Here is a 14,232-nt window from a genome sequence, read left to right on the forward strand (position 1 = left end):
GTTCACCGGCGCGGCCACCGACCTGTACGGCGCCAACCGGGTCGGCTTCGAGGGCGGCACCTCGGTCGACCGCACCGACTGGGGCCTGACCTACAACGCCGCGCTGGAGACCGGCGGCGTGCTGATCGGCGAGAAGGTCAAGCTGACCCTCGACATCTCCGCCGTGCGAGCCTCCTGAGACCGCCTGTCCCGGCCGCCCCGCGGCCCCCGGTACCGCCCTCGCCGTCCCCCGCGGCGGGGGCGCCGCCGTTTCATCCGCGCAGTAGCGCGGCGTCCTCCGACGGCAGCCAGCTCCCCGGCGGACGCGCCAACCAGCCTTCCGCGGCGGCGAGTTCGACCGCCGATTCGCGCAGGGCAGCCAACCCCGGGTGACGCAGCTCGGGCCGGTGCACCAGACCGACCAGGCTGAGCGGCACCGGGTCGACCAGCGGCCGGGCCACCCCGCCCGGGATGTCCGGCCCGTCCGTGGTGGTGAGGATCGGGCTGCCGTGCCGGGCCAGGTAGCGGGCGAACTCGGCGGCGCCGACCGGCGGAGTGCGGCCGGGTGCGGCGACCAGACCGTGTTCGGCGAGCAGCCGCAGGCCGAGGTCGGTCCACTCCGCGGTGTCGGGCTGCCCCGCGAACACGTCCACCGGATGCCCGGCCAGCGCGGCCAGCGGCACGGCGGGCAGCGCCGCCAGCGGGTGCTCGAACGGCAGGAACACCGCCATCGGCTCCAGCCGCACCGGGGTGTGCGCCAGCCGGGACCGCGCGGCGGCCGGCAGCCCGGCGTGCCGCCCGAACGAGGCGTCCAGCCGGTGCGCCGCCAACTCCCGTGCGGCAGCGGTGAGTCCGCCGCAGTAGCGGGCCAGCAGCTCGGCCTCCGGACGACGCCGGCGGGCCTCGGCCAGCACCCGCTCGGCAGTCAGTTCGCGGTCGCCGCCGGGGCTGTTGACGTCCACCAGCAGCGTCCGGGCGTCGCCGAGCGCGGTGATCTCGCCCTGGAGCTCCAGCAGCCGGCGGGCCTTCGGCAGCAGCGCCGCGCCCGTCTCGGTCAACTCGACGCTGCGGGTGGACCGTTGGAACAGCGCGCAGCCGAGTTCCCGCTCCAGCGCCTGGACGTCCCGGCTGACGGCCTGCTGGGCCAGGTGCAGCCGTTCGGCGGCACGGCCGAAGTGGAGGGTCTCGGCGACGGCGGTGAAGCTGCGCAGCAGGCGGGGGTGGAGGTCACGGGGCACGGCGGGAGATTAACAACAGAATCCGGTCGATCGGACGGATCAGGTGTTGGACCGCGCCCCGGCCCGGGCCCCAGGGTGGAGCCATCCCCCCTCCCCACTCCCGGAGTTGTGCGTTGTCGCTGCCGCTCGCCCGCTACCGCCCGGTGTTCGCCGCGCCGGGCGCCCTCACGTTCACCCTGGCCGGCCTGCTCGGGCGGCTCGCCCTGGCGATGTACGGCGTCTCCGTCGTGGTGCTGATCGCCGACCGCCGCGGCTCGTACGCGCTGGCCGGCGCGGTCTCCGCGGTCGGGGTGCTGGCCGGGGCGGCGCTGCTGCCGCTGCTCGGCCGGCTGGTCGACCGGCTCGGACAGGCCCGGGTCGCCGTTCCCGCCGTCCTCGCCACCGCGCTGCCGACGGGCGCGCTGCTGCTGTGCGTCCGCACCGGCGCACCCGACTGGACGCTGTTCCTGTGCTGGGCGCTGTCCGGCAGCAGCCCCAACCTGGGCGGCATGGCCCGGGCCCGCTGGGCGCACCTGCACCGGGCCGACGCCGCGGTGCTGCACCGGGCGAACGCGCTCGAACAGTCCCTGGACGAGCTGTGCTTCATGGCCGGACCGGTCCTCGGCATGGTCCTGTGCACAGCGCTCGCCCCCGAGGCCGGACTGCTCGCCGCCTGGGCCCTGGGCACCGTCGGCACCCTGCTGTTCGCCGCCCAGCGCGGCACCGAGCCGCCGCTCGCCGCACCGGCCCAACCCTCCTCCGCGGCACGGTCGTTGATCCGCACCCGGGGCTTCCCGGCCCTGCTGGCCGGGTTCCTGGCGGCCGGCGTGCTGTTCGGCTCGCAGGAGGTCACCACCCTCGCCTACACCGACGCGCTCGGCCGGCAGTCCGCCGGCGGCGTGCTGCTGGCACTGGTCGCGGCCGGGTCCTGCGCCTCGGGGCTGGCGTTCGGCGCGATCCGCCCACGACGCCCGGTCGCGGTGCGGCTGGCGCTCGGGGCGGGCGCGATGGCCGCGCTGATGCTGCTCCCACTGGCCGCCGGCCGGTCCGGGGCGGGCGTCCCGGTCCTCGGCGCGGCGCTGCTGGCCGCGGGCTCGGGCACCGCGCCGACCATGATCAGCGGGATGACGCTGGTCCAGGAGCTCCTCCCCCCGCACCGCCTGAACGAGGCCATGGCGCTGGCCGTCGCCGCGATCCTGGTCGGCATCTCCACCGGCGCGACGCTCGGCGGCACCCTCGTCCAGCACGCCGACCCCGGCACCGGCTACCTGCTGCCCTTCGCGGCGGCCGTCGTCGCCCTGCTCGCCGCCCTTCCGGCCGCCCGCAGGTCCTGAGGGCCTGCGGTCCTGGTCAGCGCCAGCCGTACTCGTACTCCGGCAGCACGGTCCCATCCGGGAAGTGCGCCGTGCCGCGGCCGGTCCGGCGGCCGCCGTGGCGTTCGTAGAAGGCGATCGCGCGGCGGTTCGCGGCCAGGACGTCGAGGCGGACGGGCCGGTCGGGGTGGCGGGCGAGTGCGGCGTGGAGCAGGCGGGTGCCGAGGCCGTGGCCGGTGCGGTCGGGGCGGACGTGCAGGTGCTCCAGGCGGACGACGGGGCCGTCCGGCACGAGGTGGGCGAAGGCGGCCAGGGTGCCGTCGGGGTCTTCGGCGAGCAGCAGGGTGGGGGTGTCGGCGGGCGGGCCGTAGTCCGCGCTCAGCCGCAGTTCCCACAGCATCTGCTGTGAGCTGTCGGCGGCGAGCGCCGCGTCCGGGACGAGTCCGGCGTAGGCGCTGCGGCGGCTGGCGGTGAGCAGGGCGGCGACGGCGGCGGCGTCGGGTGCGCCGCCCTCGCGCAGGGTGGCGGGCATGTCGTCAGCCTTCCACACACCGGGGGTTGAACGCGTTCAGCCGGTGCCCTAGAGTCACCCTCGAACAGTTTTGAACGCGTTCGAAATTGTCTGGCCCCGGTCGAGGAGGGGATCCGTCCGCGCGCCCGACGGCGGACGGAAGGCCGGGGCGGGGGGTGGCGCGCCCGCTGTCGGGGGGCACCGGGGCCGTCCGCCGAGTGCCGTTTCGCCCTCCCGGTCCGGAGTTGTCCCGGTCCGGGCTAGGCTCGGGTTCCACAGTGACTCGGCTCCACAGGCAACTGGGGCGTAGCGAACGGCAGGCGGGGCGAAGGTGCCAGGAATCGACCGGGAACGGCCCCGAGGGGGCCCGGTGGGGTCGGGCGACGTGGAGAGCGCGGGCGACCGGAACGAGCCGGGCAGCGCTGTGCCCGCCGGCGAGCTCGCGGGCGGCCGGGCCCAGCCGAAGACGGACAAGAGCGAGGCCACTCGGGCCCTGATCCTGGAGACCGCGATGCGGATGTTCCAGGAGCGCGGCTACGAGAAGACCACGATGCGGGCGATCGCCGCCGAGGCGGGCGTCTCGGTCGGCAACGCCTACTACTACTTCTCCGCGAAGGAATTCCTGATCCAGGGGTTCTACGACCGGATGACGTACGACCACGCCGCCGACGCCCGTGCCCGGATGGCCGGCGTCAAGGACTTCTCCCAGCGGCTGGAGATCGCGCTGGTCTCCTGGCTGGACACGGCCGCGCCGTACCACGAGTTCTCCGCGCAGTTCTTCCGCACGGCCGCCGATCCGACCAGTTCGCTCAGCCCGTTCTCCAACGAGTCGCACCCGGCCCGGGCCACCGCGGTGGAGCTGTTCCGGGACGTCCTCCAGGGGTCCGAGCTCGCCCCCAAACTGGACGCCGAGCTGGTCGAACTCCTGCCCGACGTCCTGTGGCTGCACCTGATGGTCGTCGTCCTCTACTGGGTCTTCGACCGCACCGAGGACACCGAGCGCACCCGCGAGTTCGTCCGTCGGTCGACTCCCATGGCGGCCCGGGTGATCAATCTTTCGCGCTATCGGATATTCCGACCGATCGTCCGGGACGCCAAGGGACTCATTCAGGACTTCATCCTGCCGACCATCGGAAAGACCGCCGTCAAGCAGCCCCCCGCCTCCTGAGGACCCGTCAGAAGCTGTCGGGGTTCCAGGGGGTGCGCTCCGGGCGGAGCAGGGTGTCCGCCCGGCCGGCGGCCCCGGGGGTGAGCTCGGTGAGCATCGCGGCGGCGGCCAGCCGGGTGGCGGTGTCGGCGCCCTGGAAGAGGGTGCCGAGCGCGCCGACGCCGAGGGCGAGGTCGGCAGCGTCCTCGGTGGGGGTGATCCGGCCGGTGCCGTCGGCGGCGGTCTCCAGCGCCCAGCGGCCGCTCGTCCAGCCCTCGGGGTCGGTGACGTCCAGCACCAGGCGGCCGGGCGCGGTGTACCGGCGGGCGGCGAACGCGGCGGGCAGGTCGAGCAGGCGCAGCCAGGTGAAGTCGGAGTCGTCCTCGTGCGGGCGGGCCCCGCGCGGGTCGTTCAGCAGCAGCGGCAGCGGGTCGTCGGGCCGCAGGCTCGGGACGACCACGTGGCGCACCCAGTCGACGGAGAACGCGAGCGCCCACAGCGCGTTGGCGGTCTGCTGGTCGAGGGCGAGGAAGTCCCGCACGTTCAGCGGGCAGTCGGGGTAGGCGCCGTCGAACTTCTCGTCGACGGTGTAGTTGATCAGGCCGGTGACGGTGCCGTCGGCGGTGCGGTGGAGGGCGGTGAAGCCCTCCTTCCACTCGAAGCCGGGCAGGTCGAGGTCTCCGGTGCGTACCCGCCACCAGTGCTCCGGGCGGCCGATCGCGCCGGGCTGGGTGGGCCGCCAGCGCTCGTACAGCTCGGGGCCGAGCTTGCGGACCTCCTCGAGCGTGACGAAGTCGATCCGGTGCCCGTCGTGCACGGGCAGCCCGGTCCGCAGGCCGCGGGCGCGCAGCACGTCCACCCGCCAGCCGGTGCTGCGGGTGGCGGGGCCGAACCCGAATCGGCCGTAGATGTTGTACTCGGCGGCGATCAGGATCGCGGCGGGCAGGCCGCGCTCCCGGGCGGCGGCCAGGTCGCGGCGCATCATGCCACTGAGCAGGCCGCGCCGGGTGTGGGTGGAGTTGACGGTGACGCCGGTGACCGCGTCCACCGGCAGCCGGGCGCCGCCGGGGACGGTCAGTTCGGCGTCGAAGCTGCGGAAGGTCGCCACGCAGCGCGGCCCCTCCGGCGCGGGATCGCGGTGGTCGAACGCGGCCTGCATCCGCCCCGGTTCGAACTGGATCTCCCGCCACTCCGTCGCGGGTGCGACGTGCGGCCGCAGGAAGCCGCGGGAGATCGACCTGTCCCACACGGCGAGTTCGTCACGGGTGATCGGCCGGATCTCGATGCCCTGGTCGGCGCGGTGCTGTGCGTCATTGCCCATCCGGCCACCGTACGGCGGCCCCCAGGACCCGTCACCCAATTTTCCGGCCCGCCCGCGCCACCCGTCCGACGGTGCGCCGGATGCCGTCCGGGCGCCCTGGACGGTGCCCGTCAGGGGCGGGCGTAGAAGTCGGGGCGGCCCATGATCCAGAGGCTGGCCTGCTTGATCGCGGTGCCGGGGCGCGGGGCCTCGATCATCTGGTCGTCGCCGAGGTAGATCGCCACGTGGTAGATGTCGGCGGCGCGGCCGGTTTTGGTCCAGAAGACCAGGTCGCCGGGGCGGAGCCGGTCGTAGCTGACGGGGGTGGACTCGGCGTACTGGTCGGCGGCGAAGTGGGTGAGGTTCTTGCCGCCCTTGCGCCAGGCCATCATGGTCAGCCCGGAGCAGTCGTAGCCCTGCGGGCCTTCGCCGCCCCAGATGTACGGCAGGCCGACGACGGAGCGGGCGAACGCGACGGCGGCGTCCGCGCCCGTGGCGGACCAGGGCTGGTCGCGGTCCGGGACGGGGTGGTGCCGGGCGGCCTCGGCGGCGGCGCGTTCGGCCTCGGCGCGGGCGGCCTCCTCGGCCTGACGGCGGGCGATCTCCTCCAGCGCGTCCTGGCGTTGGCGTTCGAGGTCGACGCTGGTGTCGCGGGCGGCGGCGAGTTCGGCGAGCAGGGTCTCCTGGCGCCGGCCGATCTCGGCGACCTGGCGTTCCTGGTCGGCGAGCCGCCGCTGGGCGGCGTCCTTGGCGGTGCGGACGGTGTCGGCGGCGGTGCGGGCGGCGGCCTCGGCGGCGCGGGCGTCCTTGGCGGCGCGGGCGGCGGCCTTCGCGGTGCCGGTGGCGTCGTCGAGGATCTGCCGGGTCTGGGCGCCGGCGATGCCGACCGCGGCGGCCTGCTCGGACAGTTCGCCGGGGCCGCGGGCGCCCAGCATGGCGTCCAGCGCGGCGAGTTGCGGGGAGGCGCCGCCCTGCCGGTACATCTCGGCGGCCAGCCCCGCGGCCCGGTCGGCGGCCCGGGCGCGGGCGGCCTCGGCGGCGGCGGAGTGGACGGCGGCGGCCTTCGCCGCCTGCTGGGCCTTGGCGAGCCGGGCGAGGGCGCCGTTGTACGCCTCGACGGCCTGCTCGGCGGCCTGCCCGACCCGGTCGAGTTCGGTGCGGGCCGCGGCCAGCCGGGCCTCCAGGCCGGTGGCGGCGGCGGCCTTGGCGTCGGCGGCGGCCTTGGCCCGGGCGACCTCCTCGGCGGACGGGTACGCCTCGTCGCCGGGCGGGTCGTCGGCGGGCCGGCCGGCCGCGTGCCGGACGGCGGGAACAGGGGCGGCGGGGGCGCTCGCGGCGGGCAGCAGGGCGAGCCCGGCGGCAGCGGCGAGGAGGAGGGCGGGGAGGAGCCTGCGCGGCATGACGGGTCCTTCCTCGACGCGTTCCGACAGCCGGCGGAGAATCGAACCGACTGTCCCATCACGTGACAATTCGGTCACGCACCGTCAGATTCTCAGACCTGACGGAGGGTCAGCGCCATCGAAATGCGACCACCCGGGTGAGATGTCCGATTGTCAGCGCGCCCGCTGCGGCGGCTTCCCCGTCCCGGCGGTACGCGGCCGCCCGGCCCGGACGGTGCGGCGGCGGCGCTGGGCGCGGGCCCGGCGGTCCGGGTCGGTGGGCGGGGCGACAGCCCGCCGCCCGCCGGACGGCAGCGCGGGGTGGCGGTGGGCCAGCGCCCGGGCGGCCATCCGCTCGGCCACCGCGTGCGCCTTGGGGTGACCGGGCGGCACCTTGTCGGGCGCCCCGGCGATCAGGTCGAACAGCCAGGTGCGCGCCCGGTCGGTGCGGGCGTGCAGCCGCCGCTCGCGCCGGTTCGCCCGGGCCATCCGCCGGGGGCGGTCCGCGTAGCGCCAGCGCGCCCACGGGCTGGACGGGCGGGCCAGCCGGACCGCGCCGATCCAGGACAGGCCGGGCACCATGATGCCGAGCAGCCCCGTCCACACCTTGCCCTTGAGCAGCGCGACCACGCTCATCACCGCGTTGCCGGCGATCACCCCGACCACTCCCCACCGGGTGCTCTGCCCGGGCACCAGGCCGAGCGGCACGTACCCGGTGAGCAGCAGCGCGGTGATCAGGATGCCGAGGATCACCGCGTCCACCGACTTGCGGCCCTGCTCGCTCCAGTACACGTCGTCCAGGTGCAGGATCAGCGCGAACTCGTCCAGCACCAGGCCGCAGCCGATGCCGAAGGACAGGCCGAACCAGTCGATCCACGGGTGGCCGCCGTTGGTGGCGAACACGCCGATGCCGCCGAGGAGCAAAAAGCCCAGGCCGAACACCATGTGGTGGATGTGCAGCCCGCCGGGGGTGATGTTGCCCGGCCACCAGCGGACCTGGGCGCGGATCATCCGGGTGCTGAAGCGGATGCACACGAAGGAGGTGATGAACCCGACCAGCAGCAGGAACAGCGGCTGCTTGTGGGCCGCCACGATGTGCTGGTGGTAGCCGTCGAGCAGGGCACTGAGCATCGGGTGGAGCCTTCGGTTCGGTACGGGCGGCCGGGCCGGGTCAGAAGCCGCGGGTGCGCTTCGCGGCCCGGCGCGGGATGAGCAGGTGCGGGGCGTCCCGGTCGCTGGCGCCCGGGTTCTTCAGGAACAGCCGGGCCACCTCGCCGCCGAGGTTGACGCCGATGGCCAGCGCCATCGCCAGCGCCGCGGCCCGGCTGGCGGACACCAGCCCGTTCGAGGCGTGGCCCTGGGCGAATGCCAGCATGCCCAGGTACAGCGCCGAACCGGGCATCAGCGGGCCCATCGCGGCGGTCACGTACGGCAGCGCGGAGGACGCCTGGTAGCGGGCCAGCAGCTGGCCGAACAGGCCGACCAGGCCGGCCGCCAGACCGGTCGCGACGATCGCGGAGATCCCCGCGTTGTAGACCAGCACCCCGTACGTGGACCAGCCGATGCCGGCGTTCAGCACCACCATCGGCAGCGAGCGCCGGTCGGTCTGCAGCAGCATCGCGAAGGCCAGCGCCAGCACCATCGCGGCGATCAGCTGGACCGGCGGGGAGGCGTTGGTGCCGCCGATGGACTCGTCGGGCCGCAGCTTGGCGTTGTAGTTGACGCCGATGTACAGCACCAGCATCACGCCGATGACGATGCCCGCGACCAGGTACACCACCTCCAGCAGCCGGGCCGCGGCGGTGATGTAGAAGCCGGTCAGGCCGTCCTGCACGGCGGCGACCATGGCCCGTCCGGGCAGCAGCGCGAACAGTCCACCGGTGATCACCACCGAGCCGCGCAGGTGCAGCTCGTTGAAGGAGAGCAGGATGCCGCAGAGCGCGGCGGGCATCGCGGCGATCACGAACTGGTAGAACTCCGGCAGCCCGCGGCGGGCGATGAACGAGGCCAGCCGGTCGCCGACCACGGCCGCGACGAACGCCGCCCCGAACACCAGCCAGGCCTTGCCGTCGATCCTCCCGCCGACCAGGAAGGACGCCGCGCCGGCCAGCAGCCCGGTGGCCAGCGACAGCAGCCAGGCCGGGTACGGGTGCCGGTTGCGGCGGATCCCGGCGAGCCGGCGGTAGGCGTCGTTGACCGTGACCTTCTCGGCGGTGATGTCGGCGACCAGCTCGTACACGGCGGCCAGCCGGGTGTAGTCGGAGGTGCGGCGGCGCACCACCCGGTCCGCGGTGACCGGCGGGTCGATCAGCGACGGCTGGTGGGAGATCGAGATCAGCGTGAAGGTGACCTGCGGTTCGCAGTGGTCCAGCCGGTACGCGTGCGCGATGCCGAGCATCGCGGCCTCCACGTCCTCGGCGGCCTCGCCGCTGGCCAGCAGCAGCTCCCCGATCCGCAGCGACAGGTCGAGCACCCGGGGCACGTTGCGCTGGGCCTGCGCCCCGGCGGACGGGTGCAGCTCGCGCGGGCTCCGCTCGAACGCGGGGCGCTCGGCCATGGGGGTGCGCAGCAGGGTCCGCATCCGGTCCGGCCAGGGCGCGTCCCCGGGGGCGCCCTTGTGCAGCTCGTTCAGGTCCAGGCCGTACGCGGGGGTGTAGCCGGCCGCGTTCCACTCCTCGGGCGTGAGGGTGTCCTGGGCCAGCGGGTTGCGGGCCCGGACGGCCTCCGCGACCTCGGCCGCCGGGCTGTGCCCGAGCAGCCCCTCGGTCTGCGCGGGCTCCGGCGCGTGCGGAACGCTGACGGGCCGTTCGATGGGCGGCACATCCGGCCCGAGCAGCCCTTCGGTGGGCGGCGCCTCCTGCGCAGGTGCACCCTCCGGCTCGCGTTCGGACACGACACTTCCTCCGCCACCCCGGCAGCCGCCCGGTCGGGCTGCCTACTGGCTCCACCTTGCCTGATGCCCGTCGGAGGAGCGAACAAGGGGTACCCACTCCCGGCGGGCCCGCAACGACGACGCCGGAACTCCCGGCCGGTCGGGGCGGCCCGCGGTCCGGCGAGCACCGGACCGCGGGCGGCGGCGAGGCCTACAGGTCGTAGGCGTCGATGGTCTCGCGGTGGCGGGTCAGGTCGGCGCCGGCGGCCTCGGCGAGGGCGGGCCAGGCGAGGGGGTGGGGCCAGGCGGCGGTGAGGTCGGTGAGGAGGGCGTCGGCCTCCTTGGCGGAGGCGGTCGGGGGGACGCCGAGGGCGGCGTAGACGCCGGGGAGGGTCTCGCCCTCGTGGTGCGGGTCGGTGATCCGGTACTGGTCGCCGCTGTACGCCCAGACCGCGTACCCGGCCTCCTGGAGGGCGCCGCGCAGGGCGTACCAGGTCTCGTCGTCGGGGCAGCAGCCGTCGATCCAGTAGGTGGTGTAGCCGGCCGGGTCGAGCAGGGTGAGGTGCTCGAAGACCGGGTGCCAGCTCTCCTCCTCGCCGGGCTCGGGGTGGTCGTTGAGCAGGGCGGGGGCGAACACCACGACGTCGCCGTGGTTGAGGTCGTGGTCGTCGCCGAGCACCGGCAGCACCCGGGCGGTGGCCGGGCCGGTGCGCAGGGCGGGGAGGTCGACGGTGGTGCCGTTGTGGCGCGGGGCGCGGATCTCGATCAGCTGCCATTCCTCGTCGACCGGGCCGCTGTCGTGGTCGAACTCGATGCCGAGCCGGGCGCCGGCGGCGCGGACGGCCGGCCAGTCGCGGTTGGCGGTGGCGGCGGTGATCAGGTGCCACAGGTCGGGGGTCTGGACGGTGCGGTGCTGCTCGTCCTCGCCGGCCTCGGCGGGGTCGAGGGCGTGTTCCAGCAGGTCCTGGTAGAGCCGCTGGGCCTCGGCGTGGTCGCCGCGGCGGGTGGCGGCGCTCGCCGCCAGCCGGCGGGTGTTGAGCGCGTCCGGCTCGTGGGCGAGCACGGCGGCGCACTGCTCGCCGACCTCGGCCCAGCGGCCCTGGGCGGCGGCCCAGCGGGCGCGCAGCCAGTGCGCGTCGGCGGGGGCGGCGGAGAGCCGGTCGGCGAGCCGGTCGACGCCGTCGCCGTCCTCGGCGTCGATCAGCAGGTCGCCGAGCATGCCGGTCAGGTAGTCGCTGCCGGGGTCCAGTTCGAGCTGGGCCCAGAGCAGTTCGGTGACGGCCCGGGCGTGGCCGAGGGTGCCGAGCGCGCCGGCCAGGTTGAGCACCAGGACGGTGTCGGGGGTGTCGGCGGCGGCGAGGGCGGCGGCCAGCAGGTCGGCGCCGGTCTCCGGCTCGGGGCGGTTCTCGGCCAGCCACTGCGGCAACTCGTCGGCGGGAACGGGCAGTTCGGGGTGCGGCAGGGCCTCGGCGGCGGCCCGCAGGGCGGCCACCTGCTCGGCGACGCCGTCGGTGCGGCGCAGTTGGCCGAGCTTGCGTTCGCCGGTGCGGGCCAGGATCAGGGCGACCTCGCGGGCGCCCCGGGCGAGGGCGAGCCGGCCGGCCGCCAGCGCCAGGACCAGGCAGGGGCGGTGGGAGCCGGCCAGGTCGAGTTCGCCGGCCCAGCCGGCCAGCCGGGCGCCGAGGGCGGCGTCGTTGGGGAACTCGCCTGCGGCGACGAGCAGTTCGACGGCGGCGGTCCAGCGGTGCCGGATGTCGGGGTAGCGGTCGGCCTCTTCGGCGGCGGGCAGTAGTTCGAGGGCGGGGCCGGTGCGGCCGAGGGCGGCGAACTGCAGGGCGCGGCCGACGGCGAGCTTGCGGCGGTCGTCGTCGTCGAGCCGGTTCCCGGCGGCGACGTAGGCGTGTTCGGCGGTGTCGTAGGCGTCCAGGGCGTCCTGGTGCCGGCCGAGGCGGTGCAGGGCGGAGGCGCGGCTGTGCGCGAAGGAGAGCGAGACCTGTTCGCCGGCCGCCCGGATCCGGGTCTGCGCGCGGTCGAGGTGGGTGAGTGCGTCGGCCGGGCGGCCGTCGTCCTCCAGGGTGTCTGCGTACTCCCGGGACAGGCAGTCGAAGCAGGCCCGGGCGGGTTCGACCCGCTCCAGGGTCTCCTCCAGCACGGCGAGCCGCTCGGGCACGTAGCCGGGGCCGTCGATGTTGGCGTGGCAGATGGTGAAGTCCTGGACGGCGCACACCGACTGCGGGCAGGAGGCGGTCTCCTCGCGGTGCGCGAACTCCAGCAGCGACACCGCCTCGGACATCGCGGCTTCGCCCTGGTAGCGCTTGTTCAGCAGGTTCTGCAGCCGCCAGTGCCGCAGGAAGACCTCCACCCAGGGCAGGCCGAGCGCCCGGGCCGAGGCGAGCGCCTCGGGGTACATCGCGTCGAGCTGCTCGTTGCGGCCCTCGACGGCGTGGCCGGCGATCTCGACGAGCGCGTCGGCGAGCCGGTGCTGTCCGGACTCGGCGAGCTGGCGGTGGGTGTCGTGCACCCAGGACCAGATGTCGGTGGTCATCGTTCCTCGTCCCCCTGCGGAGTGTCTGCGGAGATGGTGTCGGGTACCACCGACAGGCCGTCGGCGGGGACGGCGGCGGTGAGCGCGGCGACCGCCGTGGAGACGCCGCCGAGGGCCGCGGTCAGGTCGCCGACCGCCGAGCCGGACGCCGCCGCCATGATCACCTTCAGGGAGCGCAGCAGCGCGGCGGCGGTGGCCGCCCCGGTGTGGCCGGCCCGGTAGGCGGCCAGCAGGTCGTGCACTGCGGGCGAGGCCAGGTTGAGGTAGAGCCGGGCCTTGACGGTGCCGTCGGTGCGCGCGGTGAACGCCCTGGCCAGGCGCAGCGCGGCGGACGGGATCCGGGCGTCGGCCCGGTCGTCCTCGATCCGGGCCTTGAGCTCGGCCTCGCGGTCGGGGACCAGCACCAGCGGCAGCCCGGGCGGGTCGAACCGGGCGGGGACGAGCTGTTCGCCGTCGTCGGTGAGCGCGGCGCTCAGCCAGGCGTGCTGTTCGGCGGGCAGCGGCAGGTCGGGGGCGCGGAACAGTTCGCGGTTGCCGCTCTCGCTGCCGAGTTCGACGATCCGGCAGTCCCGCAGCTGCGCGTAGCGGCGCAGGAACGGCAGCACCGCGTACCGGTCGCCGCGGGCGATCGGTACCTGCATGGCGCGGTACAGCATCTCCTCGAAGCCGCCGCCGCTGCCGAGCGCGACGTGCACGGCGCCGGAGCCGGCGGCGCGCAGGGCGCCGGCGGTGAGTTCGCCCTGCGAGGTGGGGACGGGGACGTCGTCGGCGAGCAGGGTGAACAGCCGGTCGTCGCAGAGGGCGGCGCCGAGCAGTTCCTGGCCGTGCCGGGCGAGGATCCGCCGCCAGGCGGCGGGGTGCAGCCGGGCGGTCTCGTACAGGCCGTCGACGATGGCGTCGGTGAGGGCCTGCTGGAGCGCCCGGTAGTGCTCGTCGCGCTGCAGGTCCTCGCGGCTGGCGGTGGGGGTGAGCCGGGTGGACTCGACCACGCCGCCGATGAAGCCGGCCCAGCTGGGCAGCAGGTCGCGGGCGTCGTCGGCGAGCAGCATGCCGCGCAGGTAGACCGCGAGGTCGCGGTTGTCGCTGGAGCCGTACGTCCCGCCGTCCTGCACCCAGAGGAGTCCGACGGCGTCGGTGCGGTCGTCGGCGGGCTGCACGGGGAAGGCCGTCAGCGGTTCGAAGCTGCGGGCGAACGCGGTGGCGAAGCGCATCCGGTGCAGGTGCGGCGAGCCGGTGACGTCCTGCCGCCAGGGCACCACGACGTCGTTGACGGGCCGGTCGTCGTCGCCGACGAACACGTCGATGGGCAGCAGCACGCAGTACCGGGCGAGGACTTCGCGCAGCGCCTCCTCGTCGGCGAGGTGGGCGTGCTCCGGCTTGAGCCGCAGCGTCACCACGGTGCCGGCGGCGGCGCGGGGTGCGGCGGGCTCCACGCTGTACTGCTCGCCGCCGCGGCTGCGGTAGGTGTGCGCGACGTGCGGTTCGCGGTGCGAGGCGGTGGTGACGGTCACTTCCTCGGCGACCGAGAAGGCCGACAGGAAGCCCAGTCCGAACGCGCCGATGAGTTCCTGATTGCCCGTCAGGTCGCGCAGCATCCGGGTGTAGCCGGTGCCGACGGTGGCCAGGTAGGCGTGGATCTCCGGTTCGGTGAGCCCGGCCCCGTTGTCCTCGATCGCCACAGTCCGGGCCGCCGGGTCGCCGGTCACCCGGATCAGCGGCCGGTAGGCGCCCTCCGGGTCCTCCAGCCTGCGCCGGGTGTGCGAGTCGTGGGCGTTCTGCACGAGTTCGCGCAGCGCCACCAGCGGTGTCGAGTAGAGGTGCGTGGCGAGCACGCCCACCAGGCCGCCGAGGTCGACCTCCGTGGTGCGGAGATTCTCCGACTTCTCGGACGCGGGAAATTCGACGCCACTTCCGTCGGCGCCGGAAGCGGGGGGAAGACCATCAGCCATGAGGCCTCAGTGTGCCAGTA

General features: G+C 75.0%; 11 protein-coding genes. 3 read left to right on the plus strand and 8 right to left on the minus strand.

Annotation, left to right across the window (positions count from 1 at the left end; translation table 11 throughout):
* Positions 1 to 178: YceI family protein (locus IEZ12_RS39535; RefSeq protein ID WP_229848467.1), on the plus strand; the 178-nt coding region annotated here is incomplete at its 5' end.
* A gap of 73 nt (positions 179 to 251) precedes the next feature.
* Here IEZ12_RS39535 and IEZ12_RS32800 read toward each other — a convergent pair.
* On the minus strand, positions 252 to 1,217 hold the full coding sequence (locus IEZ12_RS32800; RefSeq protein WP_189277361.1) for a LysR family transcriptional regulator: 966 nt from the start codon (positions 1,215 to 1,217) through the stop codon (positions 252 to 254).
* Positions 1,218 to 1,330: 113 nt separating this feature from the next.
* Here IEZ12_RS32800 and IEZ12_RS32805 point away from each other — a divergent pair, with 113 nt between their 5' ends.
* Positions 1,331 to 2,530 (plus strand): MFS transporter, encoded by a 1,200-nt coding sequence (locus tag IEZ12_RS32805; RefSeq protein WP_189277363.1) that lies wholly within the window; start codon positions 1,331 to 1,333, stop codon positions 2,528 to 2,530.
* A gap of 16 nt (positions 2,531 to 2,546) precedes the next feature.
* Here the strand turns inward: IEZ12_RS32805 and IEZ12_RS32810 are convergent, their stop codons facing one another.
* Positions 2,547 to 3,041, minus strand: a complete 495-nt coding sequence (locus IEZ12_RS32810) for a GNAT family N-acetyltransferase (protein ID WP_189277365.1) — start codon at positions 3,039 to 3,041, stop codon at positions 2,547 to 2,549.
* Positions 3,042 to 3,390: 349 nt separating this feature from the next.
* Here IEZ12_RS32810 and IEZ12_RS32815 point away from each other — a divergent pair, with 349 nt between their 5' ends.
* Positions 3,391 to 4,188, plus strand: a complete 798-nt coding sequence (locus IEZ12_RS32815) for a TetR/AcrR family transcriptional regulator (RefSeq protein WP_229848458.1) — start codon at positions 3,391 to 3,393, stop codon at positions 4,186 to 4,188.
* 7 nt (positions 4,189 to 4,195) lie between these two features.
* Here IEZ12_RS32815 and IEZ12_RS32820 read toward each other — a convergent pair whose 3' ends face one another.
* The 6 genes from IEZ12_RS32820 to IEZ12_RS32845 all read right to left on the minus strand — a co-directional run bounded on the left by IEZ12_RS32820 (position 4,196) and on the right by IEZ12_RS32845 (position 14,212).
* Positions 4,196 to 5,488 carry a GNAT family N-acetyltransferase gene (locus IEZ12_RS32820; protein WP_189277367.1) on the minus strand — a complete coding sequence of 431 codons (1,293 nt, stop codon included), beginning with the start codon at positions 5,486 to 5,488 and terminating at the stop codon, positions 4,196 to 4,198.
* A gap of 110 nt (positions 5,489 to 5,598) precedes the next feature.
* Complete coding sequence (locus tag IEZ12_RS32825; protein WP_189277369.1) at positions 5,599 to 6,867, minus strand: C40 family peptidase; 1,269 nt, start codon at positions 6,865 to 6,867, stop codon at positions 5,599 to 5,601.
* Positions 6,868 to 7,020: 153 nt separating this feature from the next.
* Positions 7,021 to 7,977, minus strand: a complete 957-nt coding sequence (locus IEZ12_RS32830) for a hypothetical protein (protein ID WP_189277371.1) — start codon at positions 7,975 to 7,977, stop codon at positions 7,021 to 7,023.
* A 40-nt stretch (positions 7,978 to 8,017) separates the two neighbouring features.
* Positions 8,018 to 9,739: a threonine/serine exporter family protein gene (locus tag IEZ12_RS32835; protein ID WP_189277373.1), complete on the minus strand. Its 1,722-nt coding sequence runs from the start codon at positions 9,737 to 9,739 to the stop codon at positions 8,018 to 8,020.
* Positions 9,740 to 9,929: 190 nt separating this feature from the next.
* Complete coding sequence (locus IEZ12_RS32840) at positions 9,930 to 12,263, minus strand: bacterial transcriptional activator domain-containing protein (protein WP_189277375.1); 2,334 nt, start codon at positions 12,261 to 12,263, stop codon at positions 9,930 to 9,932.
* Entirely contained in the window at positions 12,260 to 14,212 is a 1,953-nt protein-coding gene (locus IEZ12_RS32845) for an ATP-binding protein (protein ID WP_189277377.1), read from the minus strand. The genes IEZ12_RS32840 and IEZ12_RS32845 overlap by 4 nt, the downstream gene beginning before the upstream one ends.
* Positions 14,213 to 14,232: the final 20 nt, after the last annotated feature.

Origin of the sequence: Kitasatospora griseola (assembly GCF_014648555.1) — a bacterium.
GTDB lineage: Bacteria > Actinomycetota > Actinomycetes > Streptomycetales > Streptomycetaceae > Kitasatospora > Kitasatospora griseola.

Bases quoted from the DNA above. Each gene is read 5' to 3' on its own strand.
- IEZ12_RS32810 (WP_189277365.1), bottom strand. From the start codon at position 3,041: ATGCCCGCCACCCTGCGCGAGGGCGGCGCACCCGACGCCGCCGCCGTC.
- IEZ12_RS32820 (WP_189277367.1), bottom strand. From the start codon at position 5,488: ATGGGCAATGACGCACAGCACCGCGCCGACCAGGGCATCGAGATCCGG.
- IEZ12_RS32825 (WP_189277369.1), bottom strand. From the start codon at position 6,867: ATGCCGCGCAGGCTCCTCCCCGCCCTCCTCCTCGCCGCTGCCGCCGGG.
- IEZ12_RS32830 (WP_189277371.1), bottom strand. From the start codon at position 7,977: ATGCTCAGTGCCCTGCTCGACGGCTACCACCAGCACATCGTGGCGGCC.
- IEZ12_RS32840 (WP_189277375.1), bottom strand. From the start codon at position 12,263: ATGACCACCGACATCTGGTCCTGGGTGCACGACACCCACCGCCAGCTC.
- IEZ12_RS32845 (WP_189277377.1), bottom strand. From the start codon at position 14,212: ATGGCTGATGGTCTTCCCCCCGCTTCCGGCGCCGACGGAAGTGGCGTC.